The 16,819-nt window shown below is 73.7% G+C and carries 17 protein-coding genes; 6 read left to right on the forward strand and 11 right to left on the reverse strand.

Going from position 1 to position 16,819, the window contains the following annotated elements; genetic code table 11:
• Positions 1–231: 231 nt before the first annotated feature.
• From rplT to infC, 3 genes are all read right to left on the reverse strand, one after another.
• Positions 232–615, reverse strand: a complete 384-nt coding sequence (gene rplT / locus AB0G17_RS03255) for a 50S ribosomal protein L20 (RefSeq protein ID WP_003970214.1) — start codon at positions 613–615, stop codon at positions 232–234.
• A 105-nt stretch (positions 616–720) separates the two neighbouring features.
• On the reverse strand, positions 721–915 hold the full coding sequence (gene rpmI, locus AB0G17_RS03260; RefSeq protein ID WP_030754426.1) for a 50S ribosomal protein L35: 195 nt from the start codon (positions 913–915) through the stop codon (positions 721–723).
• Positions 916–1,014: 99 nt separating this feature from the next.
• A complete protein-coding gene (gene infC / locus AB0G17_RS03265; protein WP_361375330.1) occupies positions 1,015–1,698 on the reverse strand; it encodes a translation initiation factor IF-3 in 684 nt (227 codons plus the stop codon).
• A gap of 340 nt (positions 1,699–2,038) precedes the next feature.
• Here infC and AB0G17_RS03270 point away from each other — a divergent pair, with 340 nt between their 5' ends.
• Positions 2,039–2,404 (forward strand): DUF1844 domain-containing protein, encoded by a 366-nt coding sequence (locus tag AB0G17_RS03270; protein WP_361374938.1) that lies wholly within the window; start codon positions 2,039–2,041, stop codon positions 2,402–2,404.
• Between the two features lie 102 nt (positions 2,405–2,506).
• Here AB0G17_RS03270 and AB0G17_RS03275 read toward each other — a convergent pair whose 3' ends face one another.
• Complete coding sequence (locus AB0G17_RS03275) at positions 2,507–3,244, reverse strand: SseB family protein (protein WP_361374940.1); 738 nt, start codon at positions 3,242–3,244, stop codon at positions 2,507–2,509.
• Between the two features lie 85 nt (positions 3,245–3,329).
• Between AB0G17_RS03275 and AB0G17_RS03280 the strand changes: the two genes are divergently transcribed.
• Positions 3,330–3,971: a serine hydrolase gene (locus tag AB0G17_RS03280; protein ID WP_361375332.1), complete on the forward strand. Its 642-nt coding sequence runs from the start codon at positions 3,330–3,332 to the stop codon at positions 3,969–3,971.
• A gap of 188 nt (positions 3,972–4,159) precedes the next feature.
• Here AB0G17_RS03280 and mycP read toward each other — a convergent pair whose 3' ends face one another.
• Entirely contained in the window at positions 4,160–5,344 is a 1,185-nt protein-coding gene (mycP, locus tag AB0G17_RS03285; protein WP_361374942.1) for a type VII secretion-associated serine protease mycosin, read from the reverse strand.
• On the reverse strand, positions 5,341–6,054 hold the full coding sequence (locus tag AB0G17_RS03290; RefSeq protein ID WP_361374944.1) for a hypothetical protein: 714 nt from the start codon (positions 6,052–6,054) through the stop codon (positions 5,341–5,343). Before AB0G17_RS03290 ends, mycP begins: the two co-directional genes overlap by 4 nt.
• Positions 6,055–6,121: 67 nt before the next feature.
• Here AB0G17_RS03290 and AB0G17_RS03295 point away from each other — a divergent pair, with 67 nt between their 5' ends.
• Positions 6,122–6,256 carry a hypothetical protein gene (locus AB0G17_RS03295; protein WP_361374946.1) on the forward strand — a complete coding sequence of 45 codons (135 nt, stop codon included), beginning with the start codon at positions 6,122–6,124 and terminating at the stop codon, positions 6,254–6,256.
• A gap of 886 nt (positions 6,257–7,142) precedes the next feature.
• Entirely contained in the window at positions 7,143–8,345 is a 1,203-nt protein-coding gene (locus AB0G17_RS03300; protein WP_361374948.1) for an amino acid deaminase/aldolase, read from the forward strand.
• A 31-nt stretch (positions 8,346–8,376) separates the two neighbouring features.
• On the opposite strand, the gene AB0G17_RS03305 is transcribed toward AB0G17_RS03300, so the two are convergent.
• The 5 genes from AB0G17_RS03305 to AB0G17_RS03325 form a co-directional block, all read right to left on the reverse strand.
• Positions 8,377–9,321: a DUF2510 domain-containing protein gene (locus tag AB0G17_RS03305; protein ID WP_361374950.1), complete on the reverse strand. Its 945-nt coding sequence runs from the start codon at positions 9,319–9,321 to the stop codon at positions 8,377–8,379.
• 22 nt (positions 9,322–9,343) lie between these two features.
• Positions 9,344–10,612: a haloacid dehalogenase-like hydrolase gene (locus AB0G17_RS03310; RefSeq protein WP_361374952.1), complete on the reverse strand. Its 1,269-nt coding sequence runs from the start codon at positions 10,610–10,612 to the stop codon at positions 9,344–9,346.
• Between the two features lie 115 nt (positions 10,613–10,727).
• Entirely contained in the window at positions 10,728–11,513 is a 786-nt protein-coding gene (locus tag AB0G17_RS03315; protein ID WP_361374954.1) for a 3-oxoacyl-ACP reductase, read from the reverse strand.
• Between the two features lie 6 nt (positions 11,514–11,519).
• Positions 11,520–12,899: an aldehyde dehydrogenase family protein gene (locus tag AB0G17_RS03320; protein ID WP_361374956.1), complete on the reverse strand. Its 1,380-nt coding sequence runs from the start codon at positions 12,897–12,899 to the stop codon at positions 11,520–11,522.
• 8 nt (positions 12,900–12,907) lie between these two features.
• Positions 12,908–14,272, reverse strand: coding sequence for a glutamine synthetase family protein (locus AB0G17_RS03325; protein ID WP_361374958.1), 1,365 nt, complete (start codon positions 14,270–14,272; stop codon positions 12,908–12,910).
• 78 nt (positions 14,273–14,350) lie between these two features.
• Here AB0G17_RS03325 and AB0G17_RS03330 point away from each other — a divergent pair, with 78 nt between their 5' ends.
• Positions 14,351–15,076: an FCD domain-containing protein gene (locus AB0G17_RS03330; RefSeq protein ID WP_361374960.1), complete on the forward strand. Its 726-nt coding sequence runs from the start codon at positions 14,351–14,353 to the stop codon at positions 15,074–15,076.
• 207 nt (positions 15,077–15,283) lie between these two features.
• Positions 15,284–16,738, forward strand: coding sequence for an ethanolamine permease (gene eat, locus AB0G17_RS03335; RefSeq protein WP_361374962.1), 1,455 nt, complete (start codon positions 15,284–15,286; stop codon positions 16,736–16,738).
• Positions 16,739–16,819 lie beyond the last annotated feature (81 nt).

Raw genomic sequence — 16,819 nt, forward strand, 5'->3', positions numbered from 1 at the left:
GTTCGCCGCGCCCCTGAGCATGCCGCTGCGCGGCAATCCCCTGGGCGCCCCGAAGGGGCGCTTCCAGGGGCGCGGGGCTGTGACATGTGCGGCTCCGCCGCGTGGGCGCGACCAGCCACCCACAACCCGCGGCTGAAAGCGGGGCCGGGGGGCCATAAGCCACCGGAACGCACGGACCCGCAGGCCGATGGCCTGCGGGTCCGGGGTCCGGCTCAACAAGCCGTCAGGCGCTTACGCGGCCTTCGGCGCGTTGACGTCGCTCGGAAGCGCCTTCTGCGCGACCTCGACGAGCGCGGCGAACGCGTTGGCGTCGTTGACCGCGAGCTCGGCCAGGATCTTGCGGTCCACCTCGATGTTGGCGGCCTTCAGACCCTGGATGAGGCGGTTGTACGTCATGCCGTTCTGGCGGGCAGCGGCGTTGATGCGCTGGATCCACAGCTGACGGAAGTCGCCCTTGCGCTTCTTGCGGTCGTTGTAGTTGTAGACCAGCGAGTGGGTGACCTGCTCCTTGGCCTTGCGGTACAGGCGCGAACGCTGACCGCGGTAGCCGGAGGCCGCCTCGAGGATCGCCCGGCGCTTCTTGTGGGCGTTGACTGCCCGCTTGACGCGTGCCACTTGTTAACTCCTTGTAGCGGGGCCGTGGTGGGTGATCACACGGCCCGAATTCGAATAGGTCCCGGTCCCGACGTTCCGCCCCCGGTCACCGGAGGCGGAGGAACGTCACTTGCCGAGAAGCTTCTTGATCTTCTTGGCGTCGCCCGGGGCCATCTCGGCGTTGCCGGTGAGGCGACGCGTCAGCTTGGACGACTTGTGCTCAAGCAGGTGGCGCTTGCCGGCACGCTCTCGGAGCACCTTGCCGGAGCCGGTGATCTTGAAGCGCTTGCTGGCACCGCTGTGCGACTTGTTCTTCGGCATAGCGCCGTTCTCTCCTCGTCAGTGGCGCTCCCAGCCGGTCCGGAGACCGGCGCGCGGGAGCGTCATGTGTATCGGTAGTCCTGGGCGGGCTGCCCGGGATCAGGCCTCGGCGGGTTCCTCGGCCGACGCATCCGCCGACGCATCGGCGACGGGCTCCGCACCGGAGTCCTCGGCCTCGGCCGGCAGACCCTGGCGCTCCGCCTTGCGGGCGGCCTGCGCCTCGCGGGCCTCGGCCATCGCCTCGGTCTTCTTCTTGTGCGGACCGAGGACCATGATCATGTTCCGGCCGTCCTGCTTCGGGTTCGACTCGACGAAACCGAGGTCCTGGACGTCCTCCGCGAGACGCTGCAGCAGTCGGTAGCCGAGCTCCGGCCGGGACTGCTCGCGACCACGGAACATGATCGTGATCTTGACCTTGTCGCCCTGCTTGAGGAACCGGACGACGTGACCCTTCTTGGTGTCATAGTCGTGCGGGTCGATCTTCGGCCGGAGCTTCATCTCCTTGATGACCGTGTGCGCCTGGTTCTTGCGCGCTTCACGGGCCTTCATGGCCGACTCGTACTTGAACTTCCCGTAGTCCATGAGCTTGCACACGGGCGGACGGGCGTTCGCCGCGACCTCGACCAGGTCCAGGTCGTACTCCTGTGCGAGCTCCAGGGCCTTGGCAAGCGGAACAATCCCGACCTGCTCGCCGCTGGGACCGACAAGTCGCACTTCGGGAACGCGAATCCGGTCGTTGATGCGGGGCTCGGCGCTGATGGATCCTCCTCGGTAGCACCACACGTCTGTCTGGCAGACAGCCGCGTATGTCTTCACTCGGACCAACCGCCGCGACATACGAAAAATGCCCCGACGGGACACAGGCGGGGCTCCATGAACAACCGGAGCACCGCCGCGGTCAACCGCGGGGCGCACATCGGACGGCTCCATCGTCCGTACGGAACGATGGCGGCCGTCTGACCGGATGACCCGCCGCCCCGGAGGGCAGTCAGGTGGGAGATCGGAGCCTCCACTTGTGGGCCGGGCACATGGGAGTGCCTGGCCGGTCGTTACACAAGGTTAGCAGGACACCGGCACGGGGGCCAATCGTGCGCACACCGTCCCACCGCCTATCGTGTGAGGCATGAGTGAGACCTCCCCCCAATCCCCCGGGACCACCGACTTCGACACCATGACCCGCGACATCGCGGAGGTCCCGGCCGTCGAGGTGATCGTCACGGTCGCCGTGAACCTGATGAGCGCCGCCGCGGTGAAGCTCGGACTGACGGAGGAGGGCGACGAGCACAAGGACCTGGACGAGGCCCGCAAGCTCGTGCACGCGCTGGCCGGTCTGCTCGACGCCAGCACCACCGAGATCAGCTCGTTCCACGCCGCCCCGCTGCGCGACGGCCTGAAGTCCCTCCAGCTCGCCTTCCGCGAGGCGTCCGTCGTCCCGGACGAGCCGGGCCAGGGCCCGGGCGAGAAGTACACGGGCCCGGTGTACGGCTAGTCCCGGTCAGTTCCGTCAGTTCCGCACGGCAGTACGTACGACCGTACGACCTGAAGCGCCTCCGGATTCCGGGGGCGCTTCTTCCTGCTCCGGCACCGGCGCTCAGCGCGTGAACAGCGGCTCGTTCGGCTGCGCCGCCTCCGCCGGGAGCAGCGCGAGGTCGAGGCCCTGGACGAGCCGGGCGCGCAGCACCTCGTCGGCGGCGAGCCGCTCCACGACCCGGCGCGCGGCATCGGCCGGGACCGCGCCCTCGGCCAGGACCAGGGCGAGCGTGCCGTCGGCGCTGCCGGGGCCGAGGTGGGCCCGCAGGACGGCCGGCTCGGCGGCGACCGCCGTACGCACGGCCTCGATGACGGCCGGGTCGTCGAGCGGGTCGGCGCTGGTGCGCCCCTCCGCGAGGGCGAGCAGCGCGCCGCCCTTCAGCTCGTACGCGACGGGTCCCGCCAGGTCGAGGACGACCGTGTCGGCGCGCTCGTGCGCGGCGGCCTGGAGCGCCTGGTGCAGCGGTACGGCGACGGGCCGCGCCTTCGGGTCCCACAGCGCGAGCGAGGCGAGGGAGGTGAAGGCGGGCAGCGCCTTGCGGTCGCCCGCGGTGAGCGTGGGCACCGCCATGTCGCTGGTCTTCTCGCGCCGCAGCCCGTTCTCGTCGGTCTCCACCTCGCCGAGCACGGCGACGACGGGGACGAGCAGCCGGGCGCCCTGGAGCGCGGCCAGGACGCGCGCGTGGGCCGCGCCGCTCCCCCTGTCCTCGGCCCACGCGGCGAGCGCCGCGGTGAGTTCGGGGTCGGCGGTGCCGTCGTCGTCGGAGAAACCGGGGTCCGGGATGTTCTTGAGCGCCACGGCACGAGCCTAACCGCGGCCGGGCCCAGGCCCTTCCGTAGGGTCCTGCCGGGCAACGGAGGAGGTGGTGGTCGTGGCGCTGTCGGTGGGGGTGTACGACCTGGCGGGGGGCGCGGAGAGGGTGTCCGGGGGCGAGGGGCGTACGTACGACACCGCGAGCGTCGTCAAGGTGGACATCCTGGCGGCCCTGCTGCTGCGGGCCCAGGACGCGGCCCGCGAGCTGAGCGGGCGGGAGCGGGCGTACGCGGCCGCGATGATCGAGCGCAGCGACAACGACGCGGCGACCGCGCTGTGGCGGGCGATCGGCGGCGCGGCCGGGCTGGACGCGGCGAACGAACGGCTCGGGCTGACGGAGACGGCAGGCGCGGCGGCGTGGGGGCTGACCCAGACCACGGTGCGGGACCGGCTGGCGCTGCTGCGGGCGGTGTTCGGGGCGGAGTCGGCGCTGGACACGCGGTCGCGGGGGTATCTGGGCACCCTGATGGGCCGTACGGTCGCGGGCCAGGACTGGGGCGTGTCGGCGGCGGGCACCGGCCGGGCCGTCAAGAACGGCTGGCTGCCCCGGAGCGCGACGGGCCTGTGGGTCGTCAACAGCACCGGCAGCGTCACGGCCGGGGGCCGCACCTTCCTGGTGGCGGTCCTGTCGGACGGCCACGACTCGATGGAGGCGGGGGTGTCGGCGGTGGAGGGGGCGGCGCGGGCGGCCGTGCGGGGGGCGCTGGCGTGAGCGTGCTCGGCACGGGGTGCGTGCGGGGGCGCGGGCGGGGCGCTGGCGTGAGCGCGCTCGGTGCGGGGTCGCGGGCGGGGCGCTGGCGTGAGCGCGCTCGCCCTGTGAGCTCGGTGCGGGGGGTGCGACGCGGGGGTCTGCGTGTGTCCGCTCAGTGCGGGGTGCGGGGCGAGCCGGCGTGAGCGCGCTCAGTGCGGGGCGCGTCGGCGGCTGCCGCGCCACAGGGTGAAGGAGGCGGCGAGCAGGAGCGCGCCGGCGCCCGCCGCGAGAGCCGCCAGCCAGTCGCCTCGGCGGCTCGCCGCACGGGGCTTGTCGGGGCCCGCGCCGAAGTAGGTGCGGGCGTGGCCGGTCGCCGTGTTCGTCCGTACCTCGGGCTTGAGGCGGGCGCCCTCGGCGAGCGCGGCGGCCGGGTCGACGCTGCCGTAACCGCGCGCGTCATCGCGGCCGCCCCGGGGCGCGTTGCGGGCGGTGTCCGCGAGCAGGGTCTTGATCTGGGCCGGGGAGAGGCCCGGGTGGGCCGCGCGGACCAGGGCGACGGCGCCGGAGACGAAGGCGGAGGCCGCGCTGGTGCCCCAGCCCTCGTAGTACTTGCGGTCCGGGTCCGCTATCACCACGTCCACGCCGGGCGCGGAGACCGTGGCGTACCAGCGGCGGGTGGAGAACGCGGCGTGCGTGCCGTACTTGTCGACGGCGGCGACGGCGATGACGCCCGGGTAGGCGGCGGGGTACGAGACGTGGTCGCCCTGTTCGCCGCCGTTGCCCGCGGAGGCGACGACGACGGCGCCCCGGGAGAGGGCGTACTGGATGGCGGCGTCCTCGGACGGCTCCGGGTGCGCGGAGGCGCTGTCGTCGCCGAGGGAGAGGTTGATGACGTCGGCGCCGTGGTCGGCGGCCCAGCGGATGCCCTCGGCGAGCGCGCCGCCGCGTGACTCCCGGGCCTTCTTGCGCGCCGGGTCGGTGGATTCGAGGATGACCCGGACCGGCAGGATCCTGGCCTCGGGGGCGACGCCGAGGACGCCGTCATGGCCGCCCGCGCCGTGTCCGTGGCCCGCGATGATCCCGGCCATGGCGGTGCCGTGCCGGGCCCAGTCGCGGCTGCCGCGGCCGGCCCCGAAGCCGACGAGGTCCTTGCCGGTGAGGACCTGTCCGGCGAGGTCGGGGTGGGTGGCGTCGACCCCGGTGTCGAGCACGGCGACGGTGATGCCCTTGCCCTTGGTCGTACGCCACGCCTGCTGGGTGTGCATGGCGGCGAGCTCCCACTGGCGGTCCCGGATGGCGTCCGCGTGCGCGGGGGCGGCGGGCAGCAGGAGCGCGAGGGCGGCGGCGGTGGCGAGGGCGGCGGCGCGGCGGGGCGTCGCCCGAGGGGTGGTCATGACGGCTTCTTCGTTCCGGTGGCGGCGGTCTTGCGCAGGGCCCGTTCCACGCGGTCCGCGATGCCCTTGGCGTCGTAGGTGAGCCCCGCCTCCACGGGTGCGTCCGCCGCGCCCTCGTCGAGGGCGCGGTCGGCGGGCTGGGGGTCGGTGACGGTACGGCCGTCCGCGAAGCCGGTGACGGAGTAGACGACGACGGGGGCGTCGGTGAGGACCCGTACGGTCCAGCTCGCCCGCTGCTTGTCGCCGAACCGGGCGGCGGAGGTGCCCTTGACGGCGTACGGGCGTGGCATCAGGTCGTCGCGGTCGCCGAGGGACTCGTCGCTGAAGCGGGTGCGCAGCGTGGCCATCGCGTCGGCGTCGGCCTCGGTGAAGACGAGCCCGACGGTGGTGACGGCGGTGGAGGTGGCGTCGGTGTACGTGGCCCGCAGCAGCCGTGCGCAGCCGACGGGTTGGAGCACCTTGAGCAGCAGCGGGTCGAGGGCCCCGGCGCACCCGGCGTCGGGCGCGACCCCCACGCGGGTCCACACGCGGTCCGCCCCGCCCGGCCCTGCGCCGCTCCCGGTGAGGGTCGGCGGGAAGAGGGTGTCCACGGGGGTGCTGTGCCACATCTGGCGGGCGGCGGTGTACCCGCCGCGCGCGTCCGCTCCGCCGGACCCCCCGGTCAGCCACGTCCCCGCCGCCGCGCCCCCCAGCAGCCCGATCCCCAGCACGAGACAGACGGCGGCCGCGACGCCCCGCCCACGCCGCCGGGGCCGCGCGGGCGCGGCGGCGACGGGTATGGGCGGAACGGCGGGCACCGGCATCGCGGAGTACGGAACGGCCCCGGGGAACGGCGGCGCGGCGGACCGGGGCGCGGGCACGGTGGGCTGCGGCGCCGTCGCGGGCCGGGCGGACGGAGCCACGCTGGCCTGAGGCGCGGGCGCGGGGGCCGGGGGTGGCGTCGGCGGGGCCGGGGGCCGGGTCGGTGCGGGGTGCGGCGGGAAGGGCGGACGGGCGGGCTGCGGGGAGGTACGCGCAGGCGCGGCCGGGGGCGCGGTGTCGGCGGCCGGAGGGGCCGGGCGGGCGGCGCCGGCAGCCGGAGCCGTCAGGGGCGCGGCGTCGGCAGCCGGAGCGGCCGGGCGGACGGCGTCGGCAAGCGAAGCCGTCAGCGGCGCGGCGTCACGAGCCGGGGCCGCCGGGCGGGCGGTTGCGGCAGCCGGAGACCTCAGGGGCCCGGCCTCGGTAGCCGGAGCCGTCGGGAGCGGCGCGGGTGCCGGGGCCGTCGGGGGCTGGTCCGCTGTGGCAGCTGTGGCAGCCGTCGGGGGCTTCGCGGGTATGGGAGGCCGGGGCGGCAGGGCCGCGTCCAGGAGGTCGATGGCCGAACGCGGCGGCACGGCGGCGTCCCCGGACGAGGAGGACCGCCCGGACGCCGCGTCACCGGACAGGTCGGGATGCCGGGGCGCGGGGACGGACGCGCGCGGGAGGGCGGGAACGGGCACCGGGCCGGCCGACGGGCGCGCCGGAGTCGCCCCGTGGGGGCTCGTCGTCGGTGTGGGCCCCGCCGGGGGCTCGTGGTCCGGGGGGTCCTGCGCGGGGCGGTGCGCCGCGGCCGGGGGACGTTGTGCGTCCGTGGTCAATGGCCCCCCTCGTACCCCTCGTGCGTGCGCTGCGGATCGGCTTGGCCGGCAGGGCCGTTCGTCGCCGCGTGGGCGCTACTTTACGGGCTGGGGCGCGGGAGCAGGGCGGCGGTCCGGGCTCGGGTGATCTGCACCGACTCGTCCCCCTACCCCCGGGTAAGGCGTTCTGGCAGGCTCTGCGCATGACTCCCCGCGCCGCAGACCGGGCCCGGTACGACCGGGCCACCGCCCATCTCGACGCCCCGCTCGCGCTCGTGGACCTGGAGGCGTTCGACGCCAACGCCGACGACATGGTCCGGCGCGCCCAGGGCAAACCGATCCGGGTCGCCAGCAAGTCCGTACGCTGCCGGGCGCTGCTCGAACGGGTGCTGGCCCGGGACGGGTTCGCCGGGATCATGTCGTTCACGCTGGCGGAGTCGATCTGGCTGGCCAGGGCCGGGTTCGAGGACGTCCTCCTCGCCTATCCGTCCGCCGACCGGGACCGCTTCGCGGAGCTCGCCGCCGACCCCAAGCTCGCGGCGGCCGTCACCGTCATGGTCGACGACCCGGCCCAGCTCGACCTCATCGACCGGGCCCGGGACCGCGACGACCTGCCCGTACGGATCTGTCTGGAACTGGACACCTCGCTCCAGGTCCTCGGCGGGCGGGTGCGCGTCGGCGCCCGCCGCTCCCCGCTGCGCGAGCCCGCGCAACTCGCGGAGCTCGCCCGCGCCGTGGCCCGCCGCCCGGGGTTCCGCCTGGTCGGGCTGATGGCGTACGAGGGGCACATCGCCGGGGTCGGGGACGACATCGCGGGGCGGCCGGTGCGCTCGCGGGCGATCCGGCTGATGCAGACCGCCGCCCGCAAGGAGCTCGCGGCCCGCCGCGCCGAGGTGGTGCGGGCGGTCCGGGCCGTGGCGCCCGACCTGGAGTTCGTCAACGGCGGCGGTACGGGGAGCGTGCAGCACACCGCCGCCGAGGACGCCGTCACCGAGATCGCCGCCGGGTCGGGGCTGTACGTGCCCCGGCTCTTCGACAACTACACGTCGTTCACGGGGCGCCCCGCCGCGCTCTTCGCCCAGCCCGTGGTGCGCCGCCCTGGCGTGGGTGTCGTCACCGTGCTCGGCGGCGGCTACCCCGCCTCCGGGGCGGCGGGCGCCGACCGGCTGCCCGTCCCGTACCTGCCCGAGGGGCTGCGCTACGACCCGCAGGAGGGCGCCGGGGAGGTGCAGACGCCGCTGCTCGGCACGGCCGCAGACGATCTGCTGATCGGGGACAAGGTGTGGTTCCGGCACGCCAAGGCGGGTGAACTGTGCGAGCGGTTCGACGAGTTGCAGCTGGTGGAGGGCGACCGCGTCACCGCGACCGTCCCCACGTACCGGGGCGAGGGGCGCACCTTCCTCTAGAGGGTCTTCCTCCAGCGGGTCGCGGCGCGGGTCACGGGGCCGGTGGGGCCACGCTGGTGCCCACCCCGCCGTTCTCCTGGCCGCCGAGGACCCGGACGCCCGCCGTGATCCGGTCCAGCGTGCCCAGCGGTGGAGCGCCCGCCCCCGCGTCCAGGGCGAAGCGGATGAGGATCATCGACTCGCTGCCGACGCTCGACGGGAAGGCGAGCGACTGCACGTAACCGCCGGGACCCGCCCCCGTCCTGACGCTCCAGCGCACCGCGTACCCGGTGCGCCCGGCGACCACCACGGACCCAGACCTCACCTCACGGTGCGAGACGATCCCGCCGTAGCGCTCGCGGCCCAGGCCGTCCTCCCCGAACGCGGCGCCGGCCGCGTCCGCGATGTCGTGCTTGGCCAGGGCCTCGGCGGTCTTGAGGTCGGTGCGGGTCGGCGTCCGGGTGTTGACCGTGGCGTGGTGGCAGTACGCGCCCGCGTCGCCCGGGCAGTCGAACATGTCCTTGGTCTGCATGGTGGGCAGGCCGTCGATCCTGGAGTCGGCCTTCTCCCAGCCCGGCAGGACCGGCAGGGTGATGCCGTTGAGCTGGTCGACCAGGACGTTCGGGTCGTCACTGGGCGAGGCCGGCGGCGCGGGGGCCGTGCTCCGCTCCTGCGAGGAGGTCGCGCGGGTCGCGTCGGCGGGCGGCGCCGCCTTCGCCGCCGGCTCCCCGTCGTCCTCGTTCAGGACGATCACCCCGGCCACCAGCGCCGTCACCAGCACCGCGGCGGCCGCGGCCACGGCGCCTACCGCGCCCCGGCCGCGCCGCCGGGGCCGGGGATGCGGCGCGACGGGCCCCAGGGGAACGGTCGGCGGCGCGGGCGGCAGCGCCTGGCCCGCGGCCCTGGTGTGCCCGGTCCAGGCGGTGCCGTCCCACCAGCGCTCCAGGACGGGGGTGCCCGGGTCCGGGTACCAGCCGGGCGGCGTCGTCATGCTCATCGGCCCACCCTAGGACTGCGGTTCAGCCGCCGTACACCGTGTCCCGCTGGTCGGCCACGACCGTGCCGTCGGCCCGCCGGACCGGGGCGGCGGTGCCGTCGCGCTCGGTGTACGCGGTGGTGGCACACGGGTAGGCGCCGCTCTTGCGGCCCTTGGGCTGGATGAACATGGGGTTGACGATCCAGCGCCCGTCGCTGTCGTCGTACGCCCGGCACATCAGCTCGTTCTTGTTGCGGTTCAGGACGAGCCGCAGCCCGGTCGCGTCGCGCAGGAACGAGACGTCCGTGTCGGAGTCGCCCGCCGCGAAGACCTGGCGCCGCGCGGCGGGCTGCACCCGCTCGGCGGCCGCCCCGCGCACCCCGAAGACCTCCTGGTTGATCCAGCACCGCTTGCCGTCGATGTACGTGATCATCGCGTCCTCGCCGTCCGCGACCGTGCCGCAGCCCTTGAGGTGCGCGGTGATCCGCCCGTGTGAGGTGACCGGCCGGATGCCGATGGTGTGGTCCGGTGCGATGCCGACGCCGCCCGCCCACACGTCGACGACCGGCTCGGGCGACGCCGAGGTGACCCAGACGTCGAATCCGCCCTTCTGGAGCGTACGGATCAGATCGCGCTGCTGGTCGTAGTAGCGCACCCAGCCCGTCACCTTCGCCGTGCCGACAAGCTGCTCGGTCCCGATCGGCACGGCCAGGTTCTCGGCGCGGGCGGCCCGGGCGAAGGAGCGGATGTCGGCGGTGCGCCAGCCGCTCATCAGCTGGGCGAGCCAGGCGTACTGCGGCTCGGTGGTGCGCCGGTCCCAGCCCGCGAAGGCGGTGGCGCCGCCGGTGGTCCTGCCGTCGCCGTAGACCGTACGTATCTCGTCGGCGCAGCGGGTGTCGGTGGCGGTGGGCAGGGTGGGGCCGGTGGCGGGGCAGGCGGCGGCGAGCGCGGTGGCCGCCGGGTCGGTGAGGTAGCGGCTGGTGGTGTGCCAGTCGCCGTGCTGCGGGCGGCGGATCCTGGAGTGGCGCAGCATCCAGTACATCGTGGCGTCGCCGACGTCGTTCTTCACCACGGTGTTGTCCCAGTCGAAGACCGCGACGGGCTTGTGGCCCTTGGCCGCGCCCCGGCCGCACGTCCCGTACGTGTCGACGAACTCCTGGAGGCGGGCCTTGTTCTGCCCGTACCAGCCCTGCTCCACCGTGAGCGAGGGGCACGCGCCGGTCCGCGCCTGGGCGGTGGGGGCGGCGGCGAAGGCGCTGCCCGCGATCGCCAGGGCGGCGGCCGCGGCCTGCCAACGACGTGCACTGCGCATGGACACTCCTGTCACGAACGGAAGATCACCGGCGACGGTGGACAGAACAGCCGGGCGTCGTGCGACGCCCGGCTGTCGGGGTGGTGGAGCACAGGTGAACGGCTGGGGCCTCCCCCTACAGCGGCGTCACGTACGCGCCGGAGATACCGCCGTCCACCAGGAAGTCGGTCGCGTTGACGAACGAGGAGTCGTCGCTGGCCAGGAACGCCACGGCGGCGGCGATCTCGTCGGCCTCCGCGAACCGGCCGAGCGGGATGTGGACCAGGCGGCGGGCGGCCCGCTCCGGATCCTTGGCGAACAGCTCCTGGAGGAGCGGGGTGTTGACCGGCCCCGGGCAGAGCGCGTTGACGCGGATGCCCTCGCGGGCGAACTGCACGCCCAGCTCGCGGGACATGGCGAGGACGCCGCCCTTGGACGCGGTGTAGGAGATCTGCGAGGTCGCCGCGCCCATCCGAGCCACGAAGGAGGCGGTGTTGATGATCGAGCCCCGGCGCTGCTCGCGCATGTACGGGATGGCCGCCTTGCAGCACAGGTACACCGAGGTGAGGTTGACCTCCTGGACACGCTTCCAGGCCTCCAGACCGGTCTCCAGGATGGAGTCGTCGTCGGGGGGCGAGATACCGGCGTTGTTGAAGGCGATGTCGACGCTGCCGTAGGTGTCGTACGCGGCCTTGAAGAGCGCGTCGACCTGCTCGGCGTCGGTGACGTCGACGCGCACGGCGAGCCCGCCGACCTCGTCCGCGGCCTTCTTGGCGGCCGCCTCGTCGATGTCGCCGCAGACGACGTGGGCGCCCTCGGAGGCGAGCCGGCGCGCGGTCGCCAGACCGATGCCGCTGCCGGCTCCGGTGATGACGGCGGTACGGCCGACCAGGCGGCGGCAGACGTTGTTCGCTTCGGTCATGGGTGCTCAGGCCTCCGTGCTGATGAAGACGTTCTTGGTTTCGGTGAAGGCGGCCAGCGCGTCCGGGCCGAGCTCGCGGCCAAGGCCGGACTGCTTGTAGCCGCCGAAGGGGGTCCAGTAGCGCACGCTGGAGTGCGAGTTGACGGAGAGGTTGCCGGCCGCCACGGCGCCGGACACCCGCAGCGCGCGCCCCACGTCACGGGTCCAGATCGAGCCGGACAGGCCGTACTCGGTCGCGTTGGCCAGCCGTACCGCGTCGGCCTCGTCGTCGAAGGGCAGCACCACGGCGACCGGCCCGAAGACCTCCTCGACCGCCACGGGCGCGTCCGGCGCGACACCGGTGACGACCGTCGGCGCGAACCAGAAGCCGGGGCCCTCGGGGGCGGTGCCCCGGATGCCCGGCAGGTCCCCGGGGACGTACGCGCGTACCCGCTCCAGCTGGGTCCGTGAGATCAGCGGGCCCATCTGGGTCTTCTCGTCGGCCGGGTCGCCGACCACGACGGACTCGACGCCGGGGGCGAGGAGTTCCAGGAAGCGGTCGTAGACGGGGCGCTGGACGAGGATGCGGGTGCGGGCGCAGCAGTCCTGGCCGCTGTTGTCGAGGAAGGACATGGGCGCGGCGGCCGCGGCGGCCTCGACGTCGGCGTCCGCGAAGACGATGTTCGCGCTCTTGCCGCCGAGTTCGAGGGTGACCCGCTTCACCCGCTGCGCGCACTTGGCCATGATCTGCTTGCCGACGCGGGTGGATCCGGTGAACACGATCTTGGCGACGCCGGGGTGCTCGACCAGCGCGTCGCCCGCGACGGCGCCCGCGCCCGGCAGCACCTGGAAGAGGTGCTCGGGCAGGCCCGCCGCGAGGGCGAGTTCGGCCAGTCGCAGGGCGGTGAGCGGGGTGGTCTCGGCGGGCTTGAGGATCACCGCGTTGCCGGCCGCGAGCGCGGGGGCGGTGCCCCAGGCGGCGATGGGCATCGGGAAGTTCCAGGGCGCGATGACGCCGACGACGCCGAGCGGCTCCAGGATCGTGATGTCCAGGCCGCCCGTCACCGGGATCTGGCGCCCGGTCAGGCGCTCGACTCCGCCGGCCGCGTAGTCGAGCAGATCGCGGACGTTGCCCGCCTCCCAGCGCGCGTTGCCGACGGTGTGCCCGGCCTCGCGGACCTCCAACTGGGCGAGTTCTTCGAGGTGTTCGTCGACGGCGGTGGCGAAGCGGCGCAGCAGCCGGGCGCGGTCGGCGGGGGCGAGGGCCGCCCACGTGGCCTGCGCCCGCGCGGCCCGCGCGACCGCCGCGTCCACGTCCGCGGCGGTGGCGGCGGGGACGGTCGCGATGACCTCCTCCGTCGCCGGGTTGAGTACCTGGTGTTCGTACGGCTCGTACGCTCCGGACAACGGGGGCCTCACAGACGTTCGAAGGAGCGGCGGAGCTCCCAGTCGGTCACCGCGGCGTCGAAGGCGTCCAGCTCGACGCGCGCCATGTTGCGGTAGTGCGCGACCACCTCGTCCCCGAAGGCGGCCTTGGCGATGGGGCTGTTCTCCCACAGCTCGGCGGCCTCGCGCAGGGTGGTCGGGACGTGCTCGTAGTCGCCGGTGTAGGCGTTGCCGGTACAGGCCTCCGGCAGTTCGAGGCGCTGCTCGACGCCGTACAGGCCCGCCGCGACGAGCCCGGCGACCGCGAGGTGCGGGTTGACGTCGCCGCCGGGGAGCCGGTTCTCGAACCGCATGGAGCGGCCGTGGCCGACGACCCGCAGCGCGCAGGTGCGGTTGTCGTGGCCCCAGGCGACGGCGGTGGGCGCGAAGGAACCGGGCTGGAAGCGCTTGTAGGAGTTGATGTTCGGCGCGTACAGCAGCGAGAAGTCCCGCAGCGCGGCCAGCTGGCCCGCCAGGAAGTGGCGCATCAGCTCCGACATTCCCTCGGGCCCGTCGCCCTGCATGGCGTTGCGGCCCTCCTCGTCGGTGAGCGAGAGGTGGATGTGGCAGGAGTTGCCCTCGCGCTCGTTGTACTTCGCCATGAAGGTGAGCGAGACGCCCTCCTGGGAGGCGATCTCCTTGGCGCCGGTCTTATATACGGCGTGCTGGTCGCAGGTGACCAGGGCCTCGTCGTAGCGGAAGACGATCTCGTGCTGGCCCGGGTTGCACTCGCCCTTGGCGGACTCGACGGTCAGGCCCGCGGCCGCCATCTCGTTGCGGATGCGGCGCAGCAGCGGCTCGATCCGGCCGGTGCCGAGTACCGAGTAGTCGATGTTGTACTGGTTGGCCGGGGTCAGGCCCCGGTAGTCGGCGTCCCACGCCTGCTCGTAGCTGTCCCGGAAGACGATGAACTCCAGCTCGGTGCCGACCTGGGCGGTCAGGCCGAGCTCGGCGAGCCGGTCGAGCTGGCGGCGCAGGATCTGGCGCGGGGCCGCGACGACGGGAGAGCCGTCGTTCCAGGCCAGGTCCGCGATGAGCAGCGCGGTGCCCTCGTTCCAGGGGACGCGGCGCAGGGTCGCGAGGTCGGGGTGCATGGCGAAGTCGCCGTACCCCCGCTCCCACGACGACATGGTGTAGCCGTCGACGGTGTTCATCTCGGTGTCCACGGCGAGGAGGTAGTTGCAGCCCTCGGTGCCGTGGGCCGCGACCTCGTCGAGGAAGAATCGTGCGGCGAACCGCTTGCCCTGGAGCCGCCCTTGCATATCGGGGAACGCCAGGACCACAGTGTCGATCTCGCCGCTGTCGACGAGGACGCGGAGCGCCTCGATGTCGAGCGGGGGTGTGCGGTCTGCCACGGGAAAAGCCTCCTTCGGTCAGCCGAGAGCCCATAAGGTATTGCCGAGAACCATTGCTTGGGAAGGGGGTGCGGCCAGATGTCGCAACCGGATTCCGGAGACCGGCTCGCTCCGGTGCTGCGGACGGTACGGGCCGGCAACGGCTTCGAGGAGGCGCTGGAGCAGATCCTCCAGGTCGTCCGCCTGGGTCTGGTGCCCGGTGGTGAACGGCTGCCGTCCGAGCGGGAGTTGGCCGAGCGGCTCGGCATCAGCCGGGTGACGCTGCGCGAGGTCCTGAAGGTGCTGACGGACCAGGGCCTGGTGGAGGCGCGGCGCGGCCGGTACGGCGGGACCTTCGTGCTGCCCAGGGCCCAGTCGCCCGGCGAGGACGAGCTGCGGCGCCGGGTGGCCGGGGTCGACGTGGAGGACGCGCTGCGCTTCCGCGAGGTCCTGGAGGTGGGCGCGGCCGGGCTCTGCGCGGCGCACGGACTCACCGACGAACAGGCCGACCGGCTGCGCGAGGCGCTGGCCCGTACGCACGACGCGCCGCTCACCGACTACCGCCGCCAGGACACGCTGCTGCATCTGACCCTGGCCGAGCTCTCCGGCTCACCGACCCTGACCGCGCAGTACGCGGCCGTCCGCGCGACCGTGAACGACCTGCTGGACTGCATCCCGCTGCTGGTACGCAACCTGGAGCACTCCCAGCGCCAGCACACCGCGCTGGTGGAGGCGGTGCTCGACGGGGACGCGGACGGGGCGCGGGAGATGATGCGCGAGCACTGCGGCGGTACGGCGGCGCTGCTTCGGGGGTTCTTGACGTAGCTTCGCCGGCCGCGGACCGTGCGTGGTTGCTCGCGCAGCTCCCCGGGCCCCCCTGGGGCGCCGCCGTTTACCGCGACGTAACGCAGGGGGCTTGATTTCCAGCCGCCAATCCCGCAAAGGTATGGCCCCAGTCCTTTGAGCCCGCCGCTCTGCCCGGCGCCGCATCGCCGTGCCCTGCGTGCCACCGTCCAGTTCGGGAGCCGCGTCATGACCATGGAGTCCACGGAATCCGCCACACCCCCCACCGCCGAACCGGCGGACGACTATCTGGAGCGCCGTACGCTCCGCCGGGGCAGCGCCGGCTGGCTGCTGCTGACCGGCCTCGGCGTCGCCTACGTCGTCTCCGGCGACTACTCCGGCTGGAACTTCGGCCTCGCCGAGGGCGGCTTCGGCGGCCTCGCGATCGCCATGGGCCTGATGGGCCTGATGTACGTCTGCATGGTCTTCTCGCTCGCCGAGCTCTCCTCGGTCCTGCCCACGGCGGGCGGCGGCTACGGCTTCGCCCGGCGCGCGCTCGGCCCCTGGGGCGGCTTCCTCACCGGCACGGCGATCCTCATCGAGTACGTCCTCGCCCCCGCCGCGATCTCCATCTTCATCGGGGACTACGTCGAATCCCTGGGCCTGTTCGGCCTCACCTCCGGCTGGCCGGTCTACCTCGCCTGCTTCGTCGTCTTCATCGGCATCCACCTGTGGGGCGTCGGCGAGGCGCTGCGGTTCAGCTTCGTGGTGACGGGCGTGGCGGTGGCGGCCCTGCTCGTCTTCGCGGTCGGCGCGTTCCTCGACTTCGACGCCTCCAAGCTCGACGACATCGCGGTCCACAAGGACGCGGTCGGCGCGAGCTCCTGGCTGCCGATGGGCGTGATGGGCATCTGGGCGGCGTTCCCGTTCGGCATGTGGTTCTTCCTCGGCGTGGAGGGCGTGCCGCTCGCCGCCGAGGAGACCCGCGACCCGGCCCGTACGCTGCCGAAGGCGATCCGCTGGTCCATGGGCATCCTGGTGGTCCTGGCCCTGCTCACCTTCTTCGCCTCGGCGGGCGCGCGCGGCTCGGCCGCGATCCAGGACGCGGGCAACCCGCTGGTGGAGGCGCTCCAGCCGGACGGGAAGGCGACCGCGCTGAGCCGGATCGTCAACTACGCGGGCCTGGCGGGCCTGGTGGCGTCGTTCTTCTCGCTGATCTACGCGGGCTCGCGCCAGCTCTTCGCGCTGTCCCGGGCGGGCTATCTGCCGCGCTTCCTGTCCCTCACCAGCCGCCGCAAGGCGCCCTACCTGGGCCTGCTCGTGCCCGGCGCGATCGCCTTCTCGCTGGCCGCAGCGACCGGCGACGGGGCGCGGATGCTGAACGCCGCGGTGTTCGGCGCCACCGTCTCGTACGCACTGATGTCGCTCTCCCACATCGTGCTGCGCCGCCGCGAGCCGGACCTGGAGCGGCCGTACCGTACGCCGGGAGGAGCGCTGACCTCCTCGGTCGCGCTGGTCCTCGCGTGCGCGGCGCTGGTGGCGACGTTCCTGGTGGACGTGGTGGCGGCGCTGATCGCGCTGGGGGTGTACGCGGTCGCCGTCGGGTACTTCGGCCTCTACAGCCGCAAGCACCTGGTCGCACGGGCACCCGAGGAGGAGTTCGCGGCGCTCGCGGCGGCGGAGGCCGAGCTGGAGCGCGAGTGACGGTCCGTCGGCGGCGCGGCGGTACGGAGCGGTACGAGGTCGCCAGCGTCTGAAGGTCAGCACCTGAACGGCAGCGCGTGA

The organism is Streptomyces sp. NPDC023838 (assembly GCF_040639555.1).
Taxonomy (GTDB): domain Bacteria; phylum Actinomycetota; class Actinomycetes; order Streptomycetales; family Streptomycetaceae; genus Streptomyces.